The organism is Kordia sp., assembly GCF_022447245.1.
Classification (GTDB): Bacteria; Bacteroidota; Bacteroidia; order Flavobacteriales; family Flavobacteriaceae; genus Kordia.
The window spans coordinates 15,815-39,246 of sequence record NZ_JAKVBC010000007.1 but is presented as its reverse complement, the minus strand read 5'-3'; the positions used below and the strand labels follow the sequence as shown (position 1 = coordinate 39,246).

The window sequence follows — 23,432 nt, the reverse complement described above, 5'->3', positions numbered from 1 at the left end:
CAACGTATTTTAATCTACTAATTTTAGGGCTTTCTCTAACATCATGTCTCTTTCTGGTTGCGAAGCCAATTGAGAAATTTTATAGTCAATTTTTAGTCCTTTTCGCTGAACACTGGTGCCATCTGGATAAAAAGCACCCATACTTGTAAAGTTAATTTCAGGACCTTCTGGCATTGGAATACTTGTGATATTCATAACTGCGCCCATCGTTTGCTCGCCAATTGTGATGCAATTTGGACTATTTTGAATAGCCATAGCAATGTATTCGGCTTGACTTATGGTTGATTTGTTCACCAATAAAATCACTTTTCCTTTGTAATATTTTTTATTTTTTCTTCCTCCAGAAAAAGGATCTGAGACAAAGCTTAACGGTGCTTCCGCATCGTATTCTCCCAAACCGGGCACTTTTGTTGGAAATAATACTTTGATGAATTTACTTCTGTTTGGATAGAGCCATTTGGTTAACTTTGGTAAGTCTACGTATTTCGGATATTTTCGCAAATCAAAAATTATCGTTTCGTATTTGCTTGATTTTTTCAGTATTTTTCCTAAATCTTTCTTCTCTAGATATCCTAAGCCGATGTACGCTGTTTTTGAATTGATTTCATAGAATTTTTGTCCATAATGCGCTTGCTTTGCAATGCTTTCTTTTTGGTCATCAACTTCCATGATATTAAATAACTGTATGGTTTTTGACGCATTTTGATCACTATTAGGCTTTGTATAACGTATGTTAACTTCTTTTCGATCTTCTTGATATAAGGCAACTGCTTGCGTTCTGTACATGAGCACATTTTCATTGGCATAATTGTAAAGGTTTCCAAAGTTTGCTTTGATGTATTCTTTTACCGTTTTGCCTTCTATTTCGGTAATTGTTCCACCAAGTTCAACTCCGTTTTGTTGGCAAAGTTTCTTGTTCCAAAATTTTGTTATTACCAGCGTATCATTGATATAAGTAGTTTGAAAAGCCGCTTTGTATTTGAACCTTGGCAATCCGTAGGCTTTCCCAATATAAAACGTATGTGAATCATTCAAGCTTGCTATGAGTTCTGTTTTCGTTTTGTCATAGCTTTTGGCAGTATTTGCATCTAAAAACTGTATAATTGAATGTTCTAAAACATCATTCCAATTTTCGTCAGCTAGGTATTTGTTAACGTCATAATAATTAACCACATTCCAAAATCGAAATAGTGTTAGCATTCTGTGTGCTAAGTTTTCAGGAGAAAAGTTTTCTAGCTTTTTTTCTTCATTGAAGCTTACAAAACGTGTTAGTGTTTCCAGTTTTGCATAGTGTCCTTTGAAGTTTTTTACATTAGCACGCAATGCTAACAGTGTTTTTTGAAGCTCTACGTTAAACGCTTCATTCTGAATCCAATCTAAGTTTAGATTTTTTTCAAATTTGTAGGTTTCTTTTGGTTTTTTGACTTTTTCAGAAACCTCACCATAACTCAGAATCCATTTGAGAAAAAATGCATTTAACTCTTTCCTATCGTTGATGTCTTTTAATTGTTTAAAGTGCTGTAAAAATTCGGCATCAATGTCTTTTTTTCCATCTGATAATACAGGATGATGGTATTTTAAAAATCCCCAAATAAGTCCAAATTCTTTGATTTTGGTTTGTTCAGTTACAGATTGTGCTTGTACACTCACAAATAACAGCAAACATGCTATAAAAAGTATGCTTTTTTTCATGTAGTTTATTTGAATGGAAAAATATAAATACACTTGCTAATTCAATCTCTTTTTAACATTTTTAACGGCGGTTTAAGCTTTTTTAAAAAAGAAAAATCCCGCTATAAAGCAGGATTTTTGTTTATATTTTTGAGTATATCTTTATGATAGAATTGCTGCAATTCCTGGCAATGTTTTTCCTTCCAAGCTTTCTAACATTGCGCCACCACCTGTACTTACGTAGCTTACTTTTGGTTCAAAACCAAATTGTTTTACAGCGGCAACTGAATCTCCTCCTCCAACTAAAGAAAAGGCTCCATTTTTAGTAGCTTCTGCAATTGCATTTCCTAAAGCAATGGTCCCTTTGGCAAAACTTGGCATTTCAAAAACACCTAATGGTCCGTTCCAAAGAATGGTTTTTGATTGTGCAATAACCTCAGCAAATTTTGCTTGTGTTGCAGGTCCAGCATCTAATCCCATCCAATCGTCTGGAATTTCTCTTACGTCAACTACTCTGGTATTGGCATCGTTTGCAAAAGCATCTGCTATTACAGAATCAACTGGCAAATGAATCGTCACATTTTTAGCCGAAGCTTCAGCCATAATTTCTTTCGCCAATTCCAATTTATCATCTTCCACTAAAGAGTTTCCAATGCTTCCGCCTTGTGCTTTGATGAATGTAAATGTCATTCCTCCACCAATAATTAGGTGATCTATTTTGTCTAAAATATTGTCAATAATGGTAATTTTAGAAGATACTTTGGCGCCTCCAAGTACTGCTGTTACTGGTTTTTCTCCTGTCTCCATGACTTTGGCAATGCTTTCTATTTCTTTCGCTAATAAGAATCCAAAACATTTGTTATCTGCAAAGTTTTGTGCAATTACTGCTGTAGAAGCATGCGCTCTATGTGCTGTACCAAAGGCATCGTTTACGTAGATGTCTCCGTGTTGTGCTAATTGTGCTGCAAAAGCTTCATCGCCACCTTTTTCTTCTTCGTGAAAACGTAAATTTTCCAAGAGTAATACTTCGCCGTTTTCTAATTCAGCCACAGCTTTGTTAGCTTCTTCTCCTATACAGTTTCCAGCAAATTTTACTTGCACTCCAATGATTTGCGAAACTACTTCTACAATATGGCGTAGTGAAAATTCTTCTTGAAATCCTTTTGGTCTTCCTAAGTGCGACATAAGTACGCAGCTTCCTCCATCTTCTAATATTTTGATGATGCTTGGTTTTGCTGAACGAATACGTGTATCGTCAGTTACTTGAAATTCATCATCTAACGGTACATTAAAATCGACACGAATTAATGCTTTTTTATCCTTAAAGTTAAAATCGTTTAGCGTTTTCACAAGTATTTATTTTTCGGTTATTGTTGTTTTAAATCCGCACTCTACATTAGAAAATCTATTGCAGTTATCAACTACTTCAAATACTAGCGCTACACTATACTTTTTAATGTAAACATAGCGATCCTATGCTGAAATTAAGAAAGCACTAGTCTTCTTTGTAGTTGAGAACTTCATCACAAAGTTCTTATGCAGAATTCGGATTAAATCCTGATTCAGCAAGCAATATAAGTTCTTTTATATTTTCGGGAACGACTTTTTTGAAGTTTTTTTTCATCAAACGTTTTAGTAAGACACCGAAAGGCTTAAAATCGACAAATATCTCAATTCTGAGTCGTGTTTTCTGATCATTTTCAGGAGTTAAGACATAATAGACATTCAATTTTTTAGTAAATGGAATTTCGGTTGTCGACTCTCCATAAACCAGCTGATTTTTTTCAGCTTTTTTGGTAACTGTCGTTGGTGTGACCTCTTTTTTGTCTATTAGGCACTTATGTTTATCTCCTAGTCGATTGATACGATTTTTTTCATATTCTACTTTGTCAATTACTTTTGCCCATAACAACCGATAATCAAAATTGCTAATAACTTCATACAGCTCTAAAATAGGCATGTCAATACTGGCTTCTTCACTGTATAAATTGTGTTTAGGAACATTGTCTGGTATTGGCTAGATTTCTGGAAGTTCCGTTTTGTAATCAGAAAGCGATTCGTAGGCATAGTTGATATTTCCAAAATCGTAATTGGTTTGCAAGTTATATTCGGCAGTTTTTAAGGTTTCTTGGTCTACATCTTCCGTAAATAAAGTGTACTCTGAAATGGGCACATCGTTTTTGAGCAGTCGATGTACTTTGATCACATTGCTTCCGTAAGGTTTGTTGGTATCTTTTACAGAAATAAATTCTATATCTCCATAGTGAATAATAAATTTTAAAGAGAGATTATACACAGATGAACACACGCAACATTGACAAATTTTTTCATATTCATAGCGTTGTAAATAGGTATGAAAAGCAATGTACATACGTTTTACCTGATCACGAATTTGTTTGATGTCTACTTCACCTATTCTGTAAAAAAATAGTGCATCACCTTCTATTTCTGCTAATTGTAAACCTGTGATATTGTTATCTATTAGTAATTCCTGTAATTCTGAAATAATAAGACGACTGTGTTGAATGGCCGTATGTTGAACAAATTCGGTAAATCCTGAAATATCAGGAATAAATAAAAGCGCTTTGTCCGCCATTGTATGTGTTTTTTTGATCGAGTTGCTATAAAGATATCTAGTTTGTCGTAATTTTTAGTAAAATCATTCAAAAACTACTTTGAAGTATCCATTTTTAAAAATTATTTTACTTTTACTTGAATAATTGTTGATAATGATTGTTTTAGACTTAAAAAAGCAGAAAAATCAAAAAGAGTTACATTTATTTTTTAATCAAAAAAAATCAATGCGTTTCATTCATGATTTCGCAATTTTTTGTTTTTTTAAGTAAGTATTAATCTCGAATGTAATCTCATGAAAAAGTATCTTTTTTTAGCCGTCATTTTTAGTTTTTTCACAAGTTCAATCTAAGCTCAAAACTCCGATGTTAAAGTTGGAGACGTTTTTACAGTTGGTGAAGCGCATAATAATAGTTACAAGCATATCAATTTCCCAAAAGCAAATTTTATTCTTAAAAAAGGAGGAATTGCTAGTTATAAAAACATTAAAGGTGCAAAAGTTACGATAACTTCTGTAGATACAAAGAAAAACGGAAGTGTTGTTGCTACCATCAAATTGACTTCCAATAAGTCTTTTTTTAACAGTCACAAATATGTAACTGTTGATATCGATGAAGCTATTCGTGAAAAAGAGCTTTTGTAAAATTAAAATAGCTTTCTATTTATAAAAGTTTTATTCTTGGATACTTTGAGTTTTTTAGATTTTGCTGAATAATTCAAAGCATACTCCTATATTTGCCACATGCTTTTCCAAGATATTTTAGGACTCACACATATTAAGAAACATTTGACCTTAAGTGCCGATCGTGGACGTATTCCACATGCGCAGCTTTTTGTTGGTCCTGAAGGTTGTGGCACACTTCCAATGGCCGTGGCTTATGCACAATATGTGTTGTGTAAAAATGTGGATGGTGAAAATACGGACGGAAATGAAGCTTGCAATTTAAAATTGAGCAATCTATCTCATCCCGATTTGCATTTTGCCTTTCCGGTAGCGGGAAATCATAAAGTGAAAAGTCATCCTGTTTCCAAGCATTTTTTAGAAGAATGGCGTCAATTTATCAAAGAACAACCGTACGGAAATCTATTTGATTGGTATAAGTTGCTTGGAATAGATAATAAGCAAGGGCAGATTGGTGTTGATGAAGCCTTAGATGTTGTAAAATCATTGACGTTAAAATCGTATGAAGGTGGTTATAAGGTGATGATTATTTGGATGGCTGAACGTATGAATACGGCTGCTGCCAATAAATTGCTGAAATTAATTGAAGAACCGCCAAGTCAAACCCTTTTTATTTTGATTGCAGAAGATGAAGAGCAAATTATCAATACAATTCGTTCCCGTTGTCAAGTTTTGCATTTTCCACCTTTGGGCGAACAAGCCATTAAAGATTCTTTGATTAAAAATTTGAATGTTTCCGAAGTTGAAGCCACTAAAATTGCACATCAGGCAAACGGAAATTATAACAAAGCGGTGGATTTGGTACATCAAGATTCGGAAGATTTTATGTTTGAAACTTGGTTTGTGACTTGGGTTCGTTCTGCTTTTAAAGCCAAAGGAAATAAAACAGCTATTCGCGATTTAATTTCTTGGAGTGAGGAAGTTGCTAAAACAGGACGAGAAACTCAGAAAAAGTTTTTAGGTTTTTGCCTAAATCTTTTTAGACAAGCTTTATTACACAATTATACAGCTACTGATTTGGTGTTTTTTGAGTCGCATACGAAAGGTTTCTTCTTGGAAAAATTTGCTCCTTTTGTACATGGAAATAACATTTTAGACATTACCAATGAGTTGCAAGATGCTATTTATCATATAGAGCGCAACGGAAATGCCAAAATCGTATTGACGGATTTGTCGATTAAATTGACGCGTTTACTGCATAGAAAAGACCTTCCTTTATAATTTTTTTCATTTTTTAACTTTCATAGTGGGTTACGTTTTTCATGATGATGAACTTTTAATCATTTATTATGAAAAAACGGAATTTAAAAAGCCTAAAGCTCAACAAAAAGTAAATTTCTAACCTTACTAGTGGAGCTACACCTGCTCAAACTTGTGAAGGTCCTTGTAAAGGTGGAACAGGTTGTTGCGAAGGTGGAGAGCCTCATACAATGCAATTAAATCCAGTATGTACATTTGATCCAGCCTCTATCAGTTGGAGAATTGGTGTATGCGATTGTATACTTATCTAAAACGTATTTCATAATTTTAAAAAACAAGTACATTATGAAAAAGTTAGTGTTTAAAAAAATTCCATTAAACAAACGAACTATTTCTTCTCTTGATGCCAATCAAATTGGTGGAGGAAAAGTGATTACTACTACCTGTGTTTCTTGTGATTTTGTAGGTTCTGACGATCCAACAGATCCAAATGCAGTGTGTTTGGATGAGCCAAAAAAAGAGGAGAAAAATTAAAAATCTACTCTAAATACCAAATTAGGCGTCATTCCTAATGAGAATTTATCAACCGTTTCTAAACGAAATTGAACATTGTTTTCTTGGTTTAGGAACGGTCTGATTTCATAATAACGTTCCAACAGGTTATTACGATTGTAGATGTTAAGTAATGAAAACCCTATTTTTCCTTTCCATTTATTCTTTTTATCAAAATCAAACGTATATGTTCCTGAAAAGTCCAAGCGATGATAGTCAGGGATGCGTGTACTGTTCGTTTCTCCAATAAAGACAAATAAGTTACCGTTAGACTGCGTTTCGGACGTTACAGGCGTGTATGGCGTTCCTGTGCGGTAATTCCATCCTAGAGAGAATTTAAAGTTGTTTATGGTGTACGAATGTGCCCAACGGAAGTAGTGACGAATGTCATAATTACCAGGAAACGTTAGTCCGTTGTTGATACGAGAAAATTCAAATTCATTGTTTGTGTAAGAATATCCCATCCACGTTTGGTAATCATTGATCTTTTTTTCAATCAATACATCAACTCCATATATTTTACTGTTTCCTTCTGTAAAAGTTTCTAAAACACTTGTATTACCAAAGCTTCTATTGAAGGATGTTAGTCCTGTAATGTTTTTGTAATACGTGTCTAAATCTACACGCCAACCTCTTTTACTGAATAGAACTCCTGCTGAAATTTGCCTGCTTTTTAATACTGGAAATTCATCTCCATTCGCTATCGCCCAAACTTGATTTTCCAATCCAAAGTTTGCCGTATTGAATTCTAGTATTTGACTGACTGCTTGGTGTTTTAATTCTCCTGAGAAGTTTACACTAAAAGCATCATTTAGTTTTTTCTCCACATATAATCTCGGTTCAAATAAGGTTTCTTCCGTAATACTAAAATAATTCATTCGCAAACCTGCATTGATGATTAATTCGTTTTTATCATTGTATTTAAACGACGTAAATAAGGCATGTGAATTATTGATACTCTCTTCTCCAAAATTATAGGTTTCTACACCTTCCTCGGTTCCGTTAAAACCTGAAAAACCATAGGAAACATCGTTAGAAGAAAATTGATATCCGGATTGTAGACTGCGTTTTTCGTCTATTTTCCAATTGGTATTGTATGAAAAACCGATGTCTTTGATTTTATTTCGCTTTTGATCTTGCTCTGTAGCACCTACCAAATTTCCTCGGAATGTTCCTAAGTAATCAAAATCAAATCGAGAATAATATGCATCTAAAGTATGTGAAAAGTTAGGATTCCATTGTCGTTTCCAAAATCCGCTAAAACCATCATTGCGAATGCTAAGTTGATCTCTAGATGTTTCTTGAAAAAGATCCACTTCAGACATAAAATCCAACTCATTTTTGGTACGCAGATTACTCAGCGTGATTTCATCTTTATCTGAGAGTTTTGCAATCAGTTTTATGGTATAATCTGTAAAGAAGAATTTGTTGTCCGTTTCAGAGAATACATTTTCTACTATTTCTGAGCTTTTGGTAATTTTTGTGTTTTGAAATACACGATCTGAAAAATTATTATAGGTAAATGTTTCCCAAACATCTGTAAATGCTCTACGTGCCGAGACCATTAGACCAAAGTTTTTAGCAACTGGTATTTTTAAATAGGCATCAGCATGCGTCATATTGAATCCAAATCCTCCCGATAATTTTTCTGGTACTTTGGTATCTGTTTGAATGTCAATAACTCCTGAAATACGATCTCCATAACGTGTTTCCGTTCCGCTTTTGTACACAGAAACTTCTTCAATTACATAAGGATTAAATGCTGAAATTAAACCAAAAAAGTGTCCAGAATGGTACATTTTGATTCCATCCCACAAAATTAAGTTTTGATCAGGTGTTCCTCCACGAATAAAGAGCCCGGAAGCTGTTTCGTTTGGACTTTGAATTCCCGGTAATAGTTGAATACTTTGTAATACATCTGGTTCTGTGAGTCCAGGAAGTATTCCTAGTTTTGACGGCGAAAGCGAAAGCGCTCCATCATTGTTTTTATTAATTCCAGATGTTAGATAGTTACTAATTAAAACCGTACCCAAATCAAATTGATCTGCTTCAATTGAAATGGTTTCACAGGGTTCATTATGCAATTCCTGAGCGGTCATGCGTTGGGTTTTATATCCAAGAAAACGTACTTCTATGGTATCTGTTGGAAATGCTAAGAACAATTCAAACTTTCCATTTGCATTGGTTAAAGTTCCTTTATTTTGTGAAATGTTGACCGCAGAAGCTTCTACTATAGGCAGTTGGCTTTTTGCATCGACCAAAATACCACAAATTCGTATTTTTCCTTCTTGACTTTGGTTGCGAATAATATAGTAGCGATCATTTACTTTTTCAAAAACAATAGGTGCTTGTTTTTGCAAACGTTGGATGACAGTGTTTAAGGAAGCCTCTTTAACTTGTAGTGTAATTATTTTGTTTTCAGCAAGTTCTGCATTGTATGAAAATTTTACATCATACACTTTTTCAATAGCAGTCAATACGTTTTTCAGTGGTGCTTTTTCAAAAGAGAATGATCCATTGTTTTGAGCAAACAATGAACAGGTGATGAACAGAAAGACAACACTTAATACACTTCTCATATACGTAACTGTAAAACTTCATTGCGCGAATCCTTTTCGATTAAAAAAGGGCAATATTATTTCGCATTTCTTAGTATAACTGTTTTTTCGCCCTTAAAAGTATATGAAATTTCCATAGGATCAAAAACAGTTCGCAACGCAAGTTTTAAATTTTTGTGTGAAAAAGTTCCTGTAAAACGTTGTGTAGTGTCTATATTTTCAGCAATAAACTCAAATTCATATTGGTCTTGTAATGCTTTAATCACATGTTTTATAGGCATTTCCATAAAATTGCTTTCTCCATCTCTCCAAGAAGGATCGTTGGTATTGAAGCTCCAAGAAGTTGTTTTTCCTTCAACATAAGAAAATGCTTTTCCTTGTGTTAATATTGCTGTTTTTTGTGTTTTGGATGTTGCTTTTACTTTTCCTTCATGACATTTTACTTCAAAAATATCATCATCATGAGTATGAACATTAAATTCTGTTCCTAATACCTCAACAGTTCCTGAAGTGGTAGCAACCGTAAATTTTTCTCCTTTTTTTACTTTAAAATACGCTTCTCCGTCAAGAGAAACAGTTCTATCGGTATCCCAAGAATTTTCGTTAAAAGAAAGTGTTGTTTTTGCATTTAAAAGTACTTCAGATCCATCTGGTAAGTTTACGGTGATTTTTTCACCAAAACCTGTTTCAAAAGTTTCATCAGCATTTAAGTACATAGAAGAAAAGCCAACAAATAAAAGAACAACAGCTGCAGCTGCAGTGTACAACCACGATGTTTTTAGTTTTCTAACTTTAGAAGTCTGTATTTGTTGTTTCTGTTGAATCGAACTCAATATAGATTTCTTATCAAAAGAAGGTGCCTCCATAAGGTCGACACTTTCAATGATTTGCAGATAGTCCTGATGCTCAGCAGAATTTTCAAAACGAAGTTTTTCTTCTTCTGTGAGATCGTTGGCAAGCCATCTTGCTAGAAACGTATCATCATATTTTTCTTCCATCATTTGTGTTTGATTCGCTTATTAAACAGTTTCTCTATAAAATACCCTACTTTTTTTTAAATATTTCCTATTTCTTTTCTCAATGTCACTAATGCTTTATGCATTCGTTTCTCAACAGCTTTTACTGAAAGCCCAATAATTTCAGCAATTTCTACATACGTTTTTTTATCTATTCTATTGAGTAAGAACACTTCTCGTTGCCCTTCTGGCAATTTTGCAATGGTGCGTTGTAATTTTTCTTGAAATTCTTTTTGTCTTAATATAAATTCGGGAGTTTCATTAGAAACTTTGCTTCCTGTTTGTTGTTTATACTTTAGCACCACTTTTTGGTGTGCCACTTCATTTAAAAACATGTTGTTTGCCACGGTGAATAAGTACGACTTTGCTTTCGTAAAAATTATTTTTGCACAATTTTTCCAAAGCTTAATGAAGGCTTCTTGAACAATGTCTTCCGCTAGTTGTTCACTACCACATTTATAATACACAAAATTCCGAAGTGTTTCGGCATGTGTATTAAAGATACTCTCATAGTTTTTTGATTCGCAAACAGATTTGTCTTCCGAAGTCATTAATTACTGGGTTATTAATTTGGTTTTCCAAAACTACGTAAATTTATTTTTAATTTTTTTTTAAAATATTGGTAGGGTATTTTCAAAGTTACCTGTTTTATCATCAAAATAAGCACAGAAAAGATATTAATCATTTAGAAATTTAACATTTCTAATACGTTCATAAAACAAATTAAGTTCAATTAAGTCGGTTTTTTATTAGTTGAAAATAAGCGGCAGCAAAGCTATTGAGATCGAGGCTAAAGTCTTTGTTGCCCTTTTTAACTGAACTAAGAAATTAGGATGGGAAACGAATTGTTATGAAAAAGAAAAGCAGCTATTTTAATAGTTGTCTCACAAAATTCGGGAAAAAGAAAATACATCTCAAAACCTATTTACTAGTTTTTCTTCCCTCGGTAATTCTTTATTGCCGAGGTTTTTTTATGTCTTTTTTAAGCTATATATTTTTAATGTATCTATTTAATTTTTCAATACAGAATAACTTATAAATTTTACTTCAATTTTATCATTTTTACTTTTACTATAAATTGATTATCAAATTATTAGACTATTAAACCCTTTTCAAAAATCAAGTATTTATGCGCTAAAAATTATTCCTAGATCATTCGACATTTGTATTGTAATCAGAAAAATATCTTCATAAAGTGAGTAGCTACTGTATTATTTTGATGATGTAAGGGGAAATCCGAAAAACCAAAAAAGAGTAGGAATTCATTTAAAATTAATTAAACCATACGCAATTCAAGTAGCAGAAAAAACGTAACCGTTTTTGCTTATTTTAACCCAACAGAGCCTTTAGAAGAAGTTATTGTTAAAGGCGAGGAACATATTCTGCAAGAACATTAACAACGAATATATTTTATAATTTAGATTTAAACGACGACGGAAAACGTGTAAATCCATTGAAAGTACACGCTCGATATTGTGCCGTTGCAGAAACAGAAGATGGTAAAAAGTTTGTAACTCTGTGGATGTTTTGTTTAGACAACTCTAACACGCCAAGATTTGGTCGTACAGTATCTATGTTACATGGAAATTCGGAAGCACAAGCAGCTGTAGCAACTCCTGCTATTGTAGATGAATCAAATTATATCAGATTAGCTCCATTACACAATATTACTATAAGTCAATTGTTTCCACCACCAGCTATTGGGCAAAAAATCTTAATAGAAAATGGTGTAGGATATATTATTGAAACAAGAATAGGAACATCACATTTGATGGGTATTGAAGTCGTTGATGGAGATTATGTAAGTAAGTTTTACCGAGGAATGAAAAATATCATTGCTAGTGGAAGAACCGATAATGGTGAATTGTATTCAAGACAACACATGACTGTTATTTCAGCAGGAAGACCCGCTGTTTTTTACAACAGTTTCCATAATGAATCTTATCATATATGACACCTATAAAGCCTCTTAGAAATTGTTTTTTAAGAGGTTTTTTTTAGCAATTAAAATTTGTCTTTTATTTTTTTCTTTCTTCCTAGATTGAAGATTCCTATTTCAGACCTATTCCCACAGAAAAGCCACTAATATTATCCTTTCCATAATCTGGAAGTCTAAAAGATTCTGCAAAACGATATCGTATTCCTGTTTCAATTTGCAAGTATCTGGAAACATTATACAGTACATTAATTCCAGGTTCTGCTACAAAAAATGAATCATAATCTTCCGTATCATTTTCTAAAGGAGTTTCGTCAAAGTCTCCATTTTCCTTTTTTTCTAATATAAAAGATCTTCCACCACCTACAAGTAACGGAAACGAAACACTGATAGATCTATTTCCATATAGAATGGGTTCTAAATGTAATCCGGCATATCCACCAAAAAGTAACACTTTATCTCCTCTATATCGAATAGTATTGTTGGGTTGTTCACTGTAAAAACAGTTGCACTAAAACCTACTTCAAGCTTTCTGTTAGCTACATATGCAACTTTCAGATTGGTTAATCTAGCCCATTCACTAGAAATCCTTCCAAAATGTTGCGATATGCCTAAATAAAATCCATGCACTACATTTTTGCGATCGTCAAATTCTACATAGTCTTCTGTTTCATTGGTTTGTGCTATGATCGAGTTGAAAATGAATAGTGTAAATACTGCTGTTATTAACTTTTTCATTTTTTGATTATTTCGTTGTTTCTCATTTATAGTTCTTTTAGGATGATGACTCCTTTGTAAACTGTACAGGAAATTTTCCCTTTTCTATTCCCATACGATGCGCTTATACGTCTTATTTTTTCTCTCCTTTTTATCATTTCACTTTCTATGTTATTCATCTTTTTAGGAATACGTAATACGCCTTGTTCTAACTTAGCGGAAAAATAAAATCAGTTTCTGATATGTTTATGTAAACTTCTGCTTCTTTTTGATCAATATTTATATTTGGAGAGTTTGTAAGGTGTTTTAAAATTCTTAATTCTCCATAGTGTAACCTCAACGTAGCTTCTCCTCCTAGATTTTTTAGAAATATTTTTGAATGTTTTATTGTTCCTGAAATTCCTGCTGATTTTAAAATATCTATATGGTCTTTGTTTGAGTTTAGGTCCAAGTTTTGCATATTATTTAAAATCATTTCAGAGCCATCAGAATCAATTTTTAAGAATATTCCGCTATGAATCGTTATCGTTGCATCTTTACTGGTAATGTGCGAATCATTTAAGCTTACAGCATTCAATTTTCCATGTTTAATAGTCAAATCTGCTTTTTTGAGTGCTGTTGATAATTGCATTTCTCCATGTTCAACATCTGCTTTCAGTGTTCCATTCCAATCAGAAACAATAATATTTCCATAGGTGTTATGTACTTCTATAAAAGCTCTTTTAGGCAGATAGATCGTATAATTGATTTTTATTTTTTCATTTTTGAAAGGATCTAATCTTCCGAGAAAACCTCCTTTTTTGGGTGTAATTTTGAAGAAGCTTTTATTTGATCGTTGCTAGCGACAATAGAAACCTGAACTCTATCTAATAATTTTTGTGCTTTTTCTGCATTTTTACTTTCGGCTTCAACATCTACTACAATTTCGATATTGTTTTTATCCCAACCGCTCACAAAAATATCGCCATACTTATTTTCTAAGTATAATTTACTTTCATTAGTAAATGCATGTGTTTCTTTGATTTCTTTTGTGAGTTTGTGTTGTGATACTGCACTTTGATACGACAGCAAACAAAACACTAAACCTAAGAATGCTTTATAAAATGAGTTCGCCATCGTCTACTTTATTTTGAACAGGATACGATCTTCGAAGCAGATCCTCCATGATTTTTATTTTTTTCCTGTAGTTATTAATTATTGCTTCTATTATTAATTGATTGTTTACACCTTGTTTTAATTCACTTTTGAGTTTGATATATTCTTGATCTAATTCGTCAATATAACTTAAGAAGTCTGCTTGTTCTTCCTTAGTTAAGTTGGTACTGTTTTTTACTAGTTTAATTTGATTTACAACAAGTGATTTATAGTGCTTATCTATTTGACGAAATTCATCACTCACCATATCATATTCTCCTTCAACATTATTTTTAGAAAAGTAAGCAAACAAACATCCAAATAGTAGTACTACAGCTGCTGCTACTCTGAATGAAGTTTTTTCCCAAAGCGGGATTACTTTTGAGGTGTTTCAGGAAATTCTTCACTAATTTTTGCCCATAATTTTAGCTTATCAGCTTCATCTATAGCGTGATCATCGAATTGGTTTCTGTTGGCTTGTATGTCGTCTTTTAATTCGTCTTTCATGATCAATTAATTAAATTAACTTCTTTTTTGCTCTGTGGTATTTTGATTTAGAAGTTGATACACTTATTTCTAAAATGTCTCCTATTTCATTATGGTCATATCCTTCAATGAGGTATAAATTGATTATTGTTTGATACCCTGTTGGCAGTTTTTGTATGGCTTTTTTTATGTTTTTAATATCTAATTGCTCGGGGTTTAGTTCTTTTTCATCTGAAATCCAATATTCTTGTTCTTCTATCGCTACTAATGGAATCCGTTTTACTTTTAAATAGTTAATGCTTTTGTTAATCACTATCCGTTTTAACCAAGAACCAAACGTACTTTCATATTTGAATGATGCTAAATTTTTAAATGCATCTACAAAACTATCTTGAACTACGTCTTCGGCGTCTTCTTTTACTTTCACAATCCGAATACTCACATTGAACATAGCATCTACGTATAATGAATACAGTTTGCATTGCATTTTACGATCTCCTATCTTGCTCTTTTCTATGAGTTCTTTATGCTTAAATAAGATAGCGTTGCTCACTATGTCTTAACGTATGGTGTTCAATTATGGTTTGTTTTTTTATTATAGACAATTGAATTATCAAAAGGTTGCAATTTTTAAAAAATTGTCTAGTATCAAAAACTCATCTTCTTATAAAAAAAGCGTAATTTCAATAAAAACTACGCTTTCTACTTCAATAAAAATTCGAATTAAATAAACTGCTGTATTCTGAGTTTTATTGGAACGTATATGTTATTTGTTCAAATTCTGTAACTCTAAAATATCCAAAAGCGTAATTAGCTTCATTTGTTTCATTAATGCAGTTTCCTTTTATTTCAGCAGGGATGGTTGCAAATGGATCGCCTCCAGAATCATATTGCTCAACTAATAAGGTAATGTAATTATAGTAACGCTGTGAAATCCCGAATAGTTTAACGTTTATAGTATCTCCAGGGTTATATTCTGCCGTTTCATCTTCATCATCGCGATCCTTTTCAAAGAATTCTTCTTGGGTGTTTCCATTGGTAAATTCATCGGACTGCGTTTCTAATTCGGCAAATAAATCACCTTCTTCTTTTACACTTACCATATAAAAGTTTTCCTCATCAACAGGATCATCAAAGAAGATGGTTAAATCTAATACTTCATCATCAAAACCTCCTTCTAGCGATTGTGTTGGGTTCATAATAGGCGTAACCGCCATCATATTTTCGGTTGCAGTATACGTTTCTCCATCATGAATTACCGTCAATGTATATGAATCATTTATTACAGGTACAAAATTATCAATCGTATAAATTCCATCATTTTGATCAACAAAGTTATATACAGCACCTGAGTTATTATTTCTAACACTTACAGTAGCACCAATAACACTAGTATTCAATGTAGTATCAAAATACGGTGTAGATGTGCTTAGTTTGATTGTTTGATTGTTTCCTGTAGTTCCTTTTTCCCAATCTAAAGAAGCTTCAATTACCAAACGTGGTGGTGCTTCAGGAACATCTATATCTATTTTATCATCACAAGAAATTAATACTATAAATAGCATTAAAAGCGTAGTTAGTTTTATATATTTTTTCATGATTCTAGAATTTAAAGTTATAGGTTATTGATGGAATAACACTTCCAAAAATAGAAAGTCTACGTGCTTCATTTACACCTGTATCAAAATCTTGTGTAAATGAGATAGAAGCTGCATTTCTTCTCGCGTAAGCGTTGTACAAGCCAAAAACCCATTCGCTTTGCCAACGTCTGTTTTTGTTTTTGCCTGGCGTATAAATTGCTGACAAATCTAATCTATGATATGCTGGTAAACGATTTGCATTTCGTTCATCAAAACTAGCAATAGACAAGCCTTCATATTCATATTGTCCGTTTGGATAGGTTACTGGACGACCTGTTTGATACACAAAATTGGCACTAAACTTCCATTTATCGTTAAAGTCATACGTTCCCGTTACTGAAAAATCATGTGTTCTATCATACGGTGTATTATACCAATTTCCTCTGTTGATTCCCGGTCCGCCAGCATTACCACCAAGTGCTCTTTGTTCAGATTTTGAAAGTGTATATGCAAACCATCCTTTGAATTTCCCTAAGTTTTTACGGAATAATATTTCTAAACCATACGCTCTTGCTTCTCCGTTTAAAATTTCTGTTTCTATATTGTTTGTTCCTATTAAATCAGATCCATCAATATAGTCAATTCTATTATCCACATTTTTGTAATATGCTTCCAATTCTAAAGAGTAGGTTTTGTCTTTAAAATTTCGATAGTATCCTACCGCATATTGATTGGATTTTTGTGGTTCTATATAACGTCCGCTTGGAGCCCAAACATCTACAGGTGTCACAGAAACTGTATTTGAAAGTAAGTGTACATATTGTACTGATCGAGTGTAACTGGCTTTTACCGAAGAGTCATCATTCAATTGATACGATAATCCAAGTCTTGGATCAAAATTTGCAAATGTTTTGATGCTTTCACTCTTCTTGTAATCAGTTGTACCGATTTCTTCACCTTCTTCATAAATGCCAATTTCGTCATTGTAGACAACTGGTTGATTGTTTGCATAATCAGATAACACTTGTCCTCCCAAGCGACTAAATGTGCTAAAACGCAAACCATATTGCGCTGTTAATTTATCCGTTAATTCATGCTCCACACTGATGTAAGCTGCTGCTTCAAAAGCTCTTTTTTGATCTAATTTTCTAAAATTAATTGACGAACTAGGATCTGTAGGTTTTACTTCTCCTGGATTAAAATCGTACGTAATTCCACTAACTCCAAAATCGAGCTTTAATTTATCACTAGCATAGTAGCGCAAGTCATATTTTAAATTGAAGTTTTTGATATCTGCGACCCAATCAAGTTTGATAAAATCCAATACAATTCTATAATCGTATTTACTGTAAATTAGTGATAGATTAGAGAATAGTTTTTCGTTAAATACATGATTCCAACGCAAGTTGGCAGACGCATTTCCGTATCGGTTTTTAATGAATTTTGAAATGTCGAAAATATCTCTACCAAAGTATCCTGAAAGATAGATTCGGTTGTTTTCGTTAATTTCATAATTGGTCTTTAAATTCAAGTCATAAAATGAAATTTTATCGTCTTTTATTTCTTGAATTAATGGCATAAATAAGTGTGCATACGACGTTCTTCCTGCTACTAAGAACGAACCTTTTTTGTTGAACATTGGTCCTTCTACTGCCAAACGACTCGAAATAAGTCCTACTCCACCATTGACCTCTAAATTTTTACTATTTCCATCTTTCTGACGCACATCTAACACAGATGAAATTCGTCCTCCAAATTTTGCTGGAATGTCTCCTTTATACAGCTTAATATCTTTGATGGCATCTGCATTAAAGACAGAGAAAAAGCCAAAAAAGTGCGAAGTGTTGTATATAATTGCCTCGTCAAGTAATACTAAATTTTGATCGGCAGCACCACCTCGCACATTGAATCCTGCAGTGCCTTCACCACCATTTGTCACTCCTGGTAACATTTGAATAGATTTAATGACATCTACTTCTCCCAGCACAACAGGCATTTGCTTTATGGTTGCTGCATTGAGTTTAGAAACACTCATTTGTGGTTTTCTAATGTTTACACGTTCGGATTCTTCCGCTTCTATCACAACAGTTTCTAGTGAGGTAGATGCTTCTTTTATTTCAAAATTAACGGTTTGATCTACGTCTAAGGTTATTTCTTTACTTACATTTTCATAGCCAAGAAAAGACACAATTAACGTATATGTTCCTTTGGGCGCAGTAATGGAATAAAAACCATATTCGTTGGTAACGGCTCCATTTGTAGTTCCTTTGAGATACACTGTAGCGCCAAATAGTGTTTCTCCATTTTTGCCATCTTTTATAGTTCCACTTACACTATATTTTTCTTGTGAAAACATTGTGGCAGTTACTAAAAGACATAGCCAAATAAGACTGTTTTTCATCTGATTAATAGATTTTCGATTGATATTACAACGCTATTGACAATTACAAGTATAAAAGGTTGCACGTTTAACATTTTTTTAGAAACAAAAGTAACGCTATATGAGCGGAGGTTAAATTTTTAATGGATTTTTTAACAAAGTATTATGTCTTTTTTGTGTATGCTACACAAATGCAATTATTTGAAAATACGATGTTAATACAAATTCTACTGTAGAATTAGCAGCTTATATTTGGCATAAAAAAAAGACCTTCTTTCGAAAGTCTTTTCATTGAATCTTGTATGTAGTTTCTATTACTTTTTCTTTGCTGCGTAGTCTTTGTTTAATTCATCTAAAACAGCTTTGGTAACATCATGTTCTTTTTTTCCGTGGTATAAATTCCCAGTGATTTCGTTTAGTCCAAAAATAAAGTCGTATCCATTCGCTTCTCCATAATTTTTAACAAAACGCTTTATTTTGTTTATGATAGAATCGTTTTTCACTTTACTTTCATCAGAAATACGGTTTTGCTCAATGTTTATTTGCTTATCCAAACGCTCTCCTAACTGTTGAATTTGTAGTGATAATTCTTGTTGTTTCTTTGGAGAAGATTTTGCTGCTTTTTCTTGCGCTTGTTTATATTCTAAATTAAACATTTGCTGCATACTATCTTTTCTCTTATTAAAAGCTTCAATACGTGCTTTAAACTCAGCTTCTAAATCTTTTTTCTCCTGATATTCGCCAATCAATTTGCTATTCTCAACAAAACCAATTTTTGCAGGTTTCTCACAAGAGTAGAATGCCAATACAGCAATTCCTAAAACAATTAGTTTTTTCATTTGTATAGTTTTTTGTTGTTATCTATTCTTTTCAAAAAATAAAGACATCACTAATTTCCAATTTCATCTTCGTATTTGGAAACGACGTTTTTTAATTTTCCTTGCCGCAAAAATAGAAATAAAGTTTACATAACAAATTGTGAAGATTGCATCATTTTTCATGAAAAATCAAATTATAAGTATAATTTATCATTAAATTAAAAATAATAAACAACAGCAATTAAAATTAACTTTTTTTACGGCATTTTTTAACGCACATTAAAAAAAAGACATCACATTATATAAAATACAGTGTAAAATATGCTTAAAACGCTTTAAAATGTGATTTTAGTCATTTTTAATGACATAAATGAGCGAAGAATACTCAGAAGATAAGATTGCTTTAAAGTTTGAAACAAATCCTCTGTAAAATCCTTTGATTGGGTTCATTTTTCCAGTTTTGTGTTTTTCGGAAAGCAAACTCACATAATAAGCATCAAATTTCATTGGTAAGATTTTTACTACTTTCATATTTTCCTTTTCAAAAAGTGATTTTATTGCTTTTTGAGAAAAGTGCCATAAATGTCGTGGAACATCATACGCTGCCCAAAATTGTTTATAGTGTTTTGCATCATGACTTTTAAAATTTGGAACAGCGATAAAAATACTTCCTTTTGGTTTTACTATTCTTTTTAAGGTTTGAATCTGCTCTTCTAAATTTGGAACATGTTCTAAAACATGCCACATGGTAATAGCATCAAAACTATGATCTGGAATTTCAGAAAGCCATTCGTTCGTATGAATTTCTGTTTTAATTTTGGTAATAGCAATTTTTCGTGCTTGTTCGTCAGGTTCAATTCCTGCAACTTCCCATTTATATTTTTTGGCCATTACTAAAAAGTCTCCTGTTCCGCAACCTATGTCTAATACTTTTTCAGCATCGCTTTTTGTATACCGATCAACAAGCATCATTTTTTTAGAAAGCATATAAGTACGAACCCAATGATATATTTTTTCAAAAAGATTTCTTTTAGCATCTGTGTGTGAAATATAATCTTCACTTTCGTAATAAGAAGCTAAGGTTTCCAAACTCGGTTGCGGCTCGGTTTTATACATTTCTAAAGTTTCATCAAAAACCAATTGAAATTCTTCGTTTGAAACGGAATGATCTTTTACCGTTATGTTTTCCATTTTAGTGCTCCTATTTTATTTATCGTATCTAGTTAGATACAATTATATTTTTATTTTTTGCTTTATCTCAATTTCAAAAATGTCTACAAATTCTATCTAAAAAAGTAATTTATAAAAATGTTCCACGTGGAACATAAGTTTATATTTATTAAAAAATTTTAGTTTTTACAAAATACTTCCACAGTTATAAAAACTAACCTTTATTATAAAATAAAACTCATATCATATTGATTAATATAATTGTCAAAATTCATTTTTTTGAAAAAATTGTGAATGTTTTTATTTTCTGAATCTATATTAATAATATTATAATTTCCTGCGGGTAATCCTGAAAATAAAATTTCGCCAAAAGTATTCCAATTATTTTCGTGCACTCCTAACCTATGAATTCTTTTTGAAATTTTATGAAAAATTAAATACGCTACAATTTTTTCACTTTCTAAAACAACAATCGATTTTAAGTTCTCTTTGTATTTTTCTAAACAATGATCTTGATTTTCTATCGATGGGAAATAATTTTGTAAATATTTAAAATCTTGAAGAGAATAATTGGAACGTTCTTCTACTTTTAATGCAGTTTTAATTCGTACTCCTTTCCAATCTAATTTGTACAAATGATAATGACGATCAATTTTAAATCCAACTTTTTGGTACGCTAAGATTGCGCGTTCATTTTTTGTGATACATTCCAATGTACTTTTTTGGATTCCGTTTTCTTTTAAAACAGAAATTGCTTTTTCGTAAAGTTTAGACAACAAACCTTGTCTTCTGTGTGAAGGAACAACTCCAGTAGAAGCATTATAGGCAACTTTAGTTTCTCCATAAAAATTGATTGCATGAATAATGAAACCAACAAGTTTGTTTCTGTCAAAAATACCAAAGGATAAATTATAATCTACACCCGAAGCTGTCCAACGTTCGTTTACATATTCTTCCGTAAAATTGATCGGAATAAAGTAATCAGAGAACGCAAAATTTAAAGTAGCTACAATATCTCTGATCGGTGTATTTTCTAATGATTTTATTTCCATAAGAAAAGTGTTCCACGTGGAACACTAAAAATTTTATCTGTTTAAATATACTAGCATCACACTTATATCACTAGGAGAAACACCGCTTATTCGTGATGCTTGTGATAAGTTTACGGGTCTGATTTTGGATAGTTTTTGACGTGCTTCCATGGACAGGTTTGTTAAACCTTCATACTTAAAATCAAGAGGAATTTTTACACGATCCAAATTATTTAACTTGTCTGCATTATTTTTTTCCTTGTTGATATATCCTGCGTATTTAACTTGTACTTCTGTTTGTTCTAATACGTCTTTTCCAAGATTATTTTCTTGAATAAAGTTCTCTACTGAAGCAACTTTTCGCATGTCATCCATACTGATATTTGGACGTGCGAAGATCTTAAACATCTTATCTTGTTGCTTTACTTTTGAAGAGTTCTTTGCTTCGAGTACAGGATTTATTTCATCTGGCTTTACACTCGTGTCTTTAGAGAATTGAATAAATGCATCTGAGTTTGTTTTCTTTTGTTCCATCGCACGTAAACGTTCTTCACTTGCCAAACCTAATTCATGTCCAACTGGTGTTAATCTAAAATCGGCATTGTCTTGTCTTAGTAGTGTTCTATATTCTGCTCGAGACGTAAACATTCGATAAGGCTCTTCTGTTCCTTTTGTGATTAAATCATCAATTAAAACTCCGATGTAAGCTTCATTTCTTTTTAGGATAAATTCTTCTTTTTCTTGGACTTTTAGTGCTGCATTTATTCCTGCCATCAGTCCTTGCGAGGCTGCTTCTTCATATCCTGTTGTTCCATTAATTTGTCCTGCAAAAAACAATCCGTCTACAATCTTAGTTTCTAATGTATGCTTTAATTGTGTTGGTGGAAAGTAATCATATTCGATTGCATAACCTGGTCTAAAGAACTTCACATTTTCAAAACCAGCAACAGATCGTAAGGCTTTAAATTGAACATCTTCTGGAAGCGAAGTTGAGAAGCCATTTACATATACTTCAACTGTATTCCAACCTTCCGGTTCTACAAATAATTGATGACGATCTTTGTCTGCAAAACGGTTAATTTTATCTTCAATTGAAGGGCAATATCTAGGTCCAATCGATTTAATTCTACCATTAAACATTGGCGATCTATCAAAACCTTCACGAAGTAAATCATGTACTTCTGGTGATGTATATGTCATGTGACAAGCACGTTGATTCTCTAATGCTTTTGTGTTTTTTAGATATGAGAATTTATCCGGCTGTTCGTCTCCAGGTTGAATGATCATTTTTGAATAATCTAACGATCTACCATCCACACGTGGTGGTGTTCCTGTTTTCATTCTTCCAGATTCAAAACCGAGTTCCGTAAGTTCTTCTGTGATTCCAGTTGCGGCTCTTTCTCCTGCTCTTCCACCACCAAAGTTTTTATCTCCAATATGGATCAATCCATTCAAGAAAGTTCCATTGGTAAGTACTACAGTTTTGGATCTAATTTCTAGTCCTAGAGATGTTTTTACACCTTTTATTTTTCCTCCTTCAATGATTAAACCACGCACCATTTCTTGATAAAAATCAAGGTTCTCTGTTCGTTCTAACATAAGACGCCATTCTTCTGCAAAACGCATACGATCGCTTTGTGCTCTTGGCGACCACATTGCAGGTCCTTTTGACTTATTCAGCATCTTGAACTGAATGGCCGAATTGTCCGTAACAATTCCACTATATCCACCAAGCGCATCAATTTCACGCACAATTTGTCCTTTGGCAATTCCTCCCATAGCAGGATTGCAAGACATCTGTGCAATGTTCTGCAAGTTCATCGTAACGAGCAAAGTTTTGCTTCCCATATTCGCAGCAGCGGCGGCAGCTTCAGATCCTGCGTGTCCAGCTCCAACTACGATCACATCATATTCCGTATTAAACATA

Annotated in this window: 23 protein-coding genes; 3 read left to right on the top strand and 20 right to left on the bottom strand. The window is 32.7% G+C overall.

All coding sequences use genetic code 11. The features are described from left to right. Positions 1–9: 9 nt before the first annotated feature. From MK119_RS06495 to MK119_RS06480, 4 genes are all read right to left on the bottom strand, one after another. Positions 10–1,692 (bottom strand): S41 family peptidase, encoded by a 1,683-nt coding sequence (locus MK119_RS06495; protein WP_290672025.1) that lies wholly within the window; start codon positions 1,690–1,692, stop codon positions 10–12. A 141-nt stretch (positions 1,693–1,833) separates the two neighbouring features. Continuing rightward, entirely contained in the window at positions 1,834–3,021 is a 1,188-nt protein-coding gene (locus MK119_RS06490; protein WP_290672023.1) for a phosphoglycerate kinase, read from the bottom strand. A 184-nt stretch (positions 3,022–3,205) separates the two neighbouring features. Continuing rightward, positions 3,206–3,631 (bottom strand): SRPBCC family protein, encoded by a 426-nt coding sequence (locus tag MK119_RS06485; RefSeq protein WP_290672022.1) that lies wholly within the window; start codon positions 3,629–3,631, stop codon positions 3,206–3,208. A gap of 57 nt (positions 3,632–3,688) precedes the next feature. Beyond that, complete coding sequence (locus MK119_RS06480) at positions 3,689–4,267, bottom strand: DUF2652 domain-containing protein (protein WP_290672021.1); 579 nt, start codon at positions 4,265–4,267, stop codon at positions 3,689–3,691. 720 nt (positions 4,268–4,987) lie between these two features. Here MK119_RS06480 and MK119_RS06475 point away from each other — a divergent pair. Both MK119_RS06475 and MK119_RS06470 read left to right on the top strand, forming a co-directional pair. Beyond that, the gene (locus MK119_RS06475; protein ID WP_290672019.1) at positions 4,988–6,148 is read left to right on the top strand and encodes a DNA polymerase III subunit delta'; all 1,161 of its coding nucleotides are present in this window, start codon (positions 4,988–4,990) and stop codon (positions 6,146–6,148) included. Between the two features lie 324 nt (positions 6,149–6,472). Beyond that, the gene (locus MK119_RS06470) at positions 6,473–6,661 is read left to right on the top strand and encodes a hypothetical protein (protein ID WP_290672018.1); all 189 of its coding nucleotides are present in this window, start codon (positions 6,473–6,475) and stop codon (positions 6,659–6,661) included. On the opposite strand, the gene MK119_RS06465 is transcribed toward MK119_RS06470, so the two are convergent. Genes MK119_RS06465 through MK119_RS06455 form a run of 3 tightly spaced genes read right to left on the bottom strand, consistent with a single transcriptional unit; the run spans position 6,658 to position 10,804 of the window. Further along, a complete protein-coding gene (locus MK119_RS06465; protein ID WP_290672016.1) occupies positions 6,658–9,258 on the bottom strand; it encodes a TonB-dependent receptor plug domain-containing protein in 2,601 nt (866 codons plus the stop codon). The genes MK119_RS06470 and MK119_RS06465 overlap by 4 nt on opposite strands. Before the next feature lie 56 nt (positions 9,259–9,314). After that, positions 9,315–10,238 (bottom strand): FecR domain-containing protein, encoded by a 924-nt coding sequence (locus MK119_RS06460; protein WP_290672014.1) that lies wholly within the window; start codon positions 10,236–10,238, stop codon positions 9,315–9,317. Between the two features lie 53 nt (positions 10,239–10,291). Then, positions 10,292–10,804: an RNA polymerase sigma factor gene (locus MK119_RS06455; RefSeq protein ID WP_290672012.1), complete on the bottom strand. Its 513-nt coding sequence runs from the start codon at positions 10,802–10,804 to the stop codon at positions 10,292–10,294. Between the two features lie 902 nt (positions 10,805–11,706). On the opposite strand from MK119_RS06455, the gene MK119_RS06450 reads away from it, so the two are divergent. After that, positions 11,707–12,207 carry a hypothetical protein gene (locus MK119_RS06450; RefSeq protein ID WP_290672010.1) on the top strand — a complete coding sequence of 167 codons (501 nt, stop codon included), beginning with the start codon at positions 11,707–11,709 and terminating at the stop codon, positions 12,205–12,207. Positions 12,208–12,304: 97 nt separating this feature from the next. Here the strand turns inward: MK119_RS06450 and MK119_RS06445 are convergent, their stop codons facing one another. The 13 genes from MK119_RS06445 to mnmG form a co-directional block, all read right to left on the bottom strand. After that, positions 12,305–12,643 (bottom strand): hypothetical protein, encoded by a 339-nt coding sequence (locus MK119_RS06445; protein WP_290672008.1) that lies wholly within the window; start codon positions 12,641–12,643, stop codon positions 12,305–12,307. Next, entirely contained in the window at positions 12,607–12,927 is a 321-nt protein-coding gene (locus MK119_RS06440) for a hypothetical protein (RefSeq protein WP_290672006.1), read from the bottom strand. The genes MK119_RS06445 and MK119_RS06440 overlap by 37 nt, the downstream gene beginning before the upstream one ends. A 187-nt stretch (positions 12,928–13,114) precedes the next feature. Next, the gene (locus tag MK119_RS06435) at positions 13,115–13,537 is read right to left on the bottom strand and encodes a hypothetical protein (RefSeq protein ID WP_290672004.1); all 423 of its coding nucleotides are present in this window, start codon (positions 13,535–13,537) and stop codon (positions 13,115–13,117) included. Between the two features lie 143 nt (positions 13,538–13,680). Continuing rightward, positions 13,681–14,022, bottom strand: a complete 342-nt coding sequence (locus MK119_RS06430) for a hypothetical protein (protein WP_290672002.1) — start codon at positions 14,020–14,022, stop codon at positions 13,681–13,683. Then, the gene (locus MK119_RS06425; RefSeq protein WP_290672000.1) at positions 14,003–14,353 is read right to left on the bottom strand and encodes a hypothetical protein; all 351 of its coding nucleotides are present in this window, start codon (positions 14,351–14,353) and stop codon (positions 14,003–14,005) included. The genes MK119_RS06430 and MK119_RS06425 overlap by 20 nt, the downstream gene beginning before the upstream one ends. 62 nt (positions 14,354–14,415) lie before the next feature. Continuing rightward, on the bottom strand, positions 14,416–14,547 hold the full coding sequence (locus tag MK119_RS06420) for a hypothetical protein (protein ID WP_290671998.1): 132 nt from the start codon (positions 14,545–14,547) through the stop codon (positions 14,416–14,418). 10 nt (positions 14,548–14,557) lie between these two features. Beyond that, a complete protein-coding gene (locus MK119_RS06415) occupies positions 14,558–15,079 on the bottom strand; it encodes an RNA polymerase sigma factor (RefSeq protein ID WP_290671996.1) in 522 nt (173 codons plus the stop codon). A 196-nt stretch (positions 15,080–15,275) separates the two neighbouring features. Beyond that, positions 15,276–16,124: a DUF4249 domain-containing protein gene (locus MK119_RS06410; RefSeq protein WP_290671994.1), complete on the bottom strand. Its 849-nt coding sequence runs from the start codon at positions 16,122–16,124 to the stop codon at positions 15,276–15,278. A gap of 4 nt (positions 16,125–16,128) precedes the next feature. Continuing rightward, positions 16,129–18,507: a TonB-dependent receptor gene (locus MK119_RS06405; RefSeq protein ID WP_290671992.1), complete on the bottom strand. Its 2,379-nt coding sequence runs from the start codon at positions 18,505–18,507 to the stop codon at positions 16,129–16,131. Positions 18,508–18,800: 293 nt separating this feature from the next. Continuing rightward, the gene (locus tag MK119_RS06400; RefSeq protein WP_290671991.1) at positions 18,801–19,325 is read right to left on the bottom strand and encodes an OmpH family outer membrane protein; all 525 of its coding nucleotides are present in this window, start codon (positions 19,323–19,325) and stop codon (positions 18,801–18,803) included. A gap of 327 nt (positions 19,326–19,652) precedes the next feature. Then, a complete protein-coding gene (locus MK119_RS06395) occupies positions 19,653–20,495 on the bottom strand; it encodes a class I SAM-dependent methyltransferase (RefSeq protein WP_290671989.1) in 843 nt (280 codons plus the stop codon). 203 nt (positions 20,496–20,698) lie between these two features. Further along, a complete protein-coding gene (locus tag MK119_RS06390; RefSeq protein ID WP_290671987.1) occupies positions 20,699–21,526 on the bottom strand; it encodes a GNAT family N-acetyltransferase in 828 nt (275 codons plus the stop codon). Between the two features lie 33 nt (positions 21,527–21,559). Then, positions 21,560–23,431, bottom strand: coding sequence for a tRNA uridine-5-carboxymethylaminomethyl(34) synthesis enzyme MnmG (mnmG, locus tag MK119_RS06385; RefSeq protein ID WP_290671985.1), 1,872 nt, complete (start codon positions 23,429–23,431; stop codon positions 21,560–21,562). Between the last annotated feature and the right edge of the window lies 1 nt (position 23,432).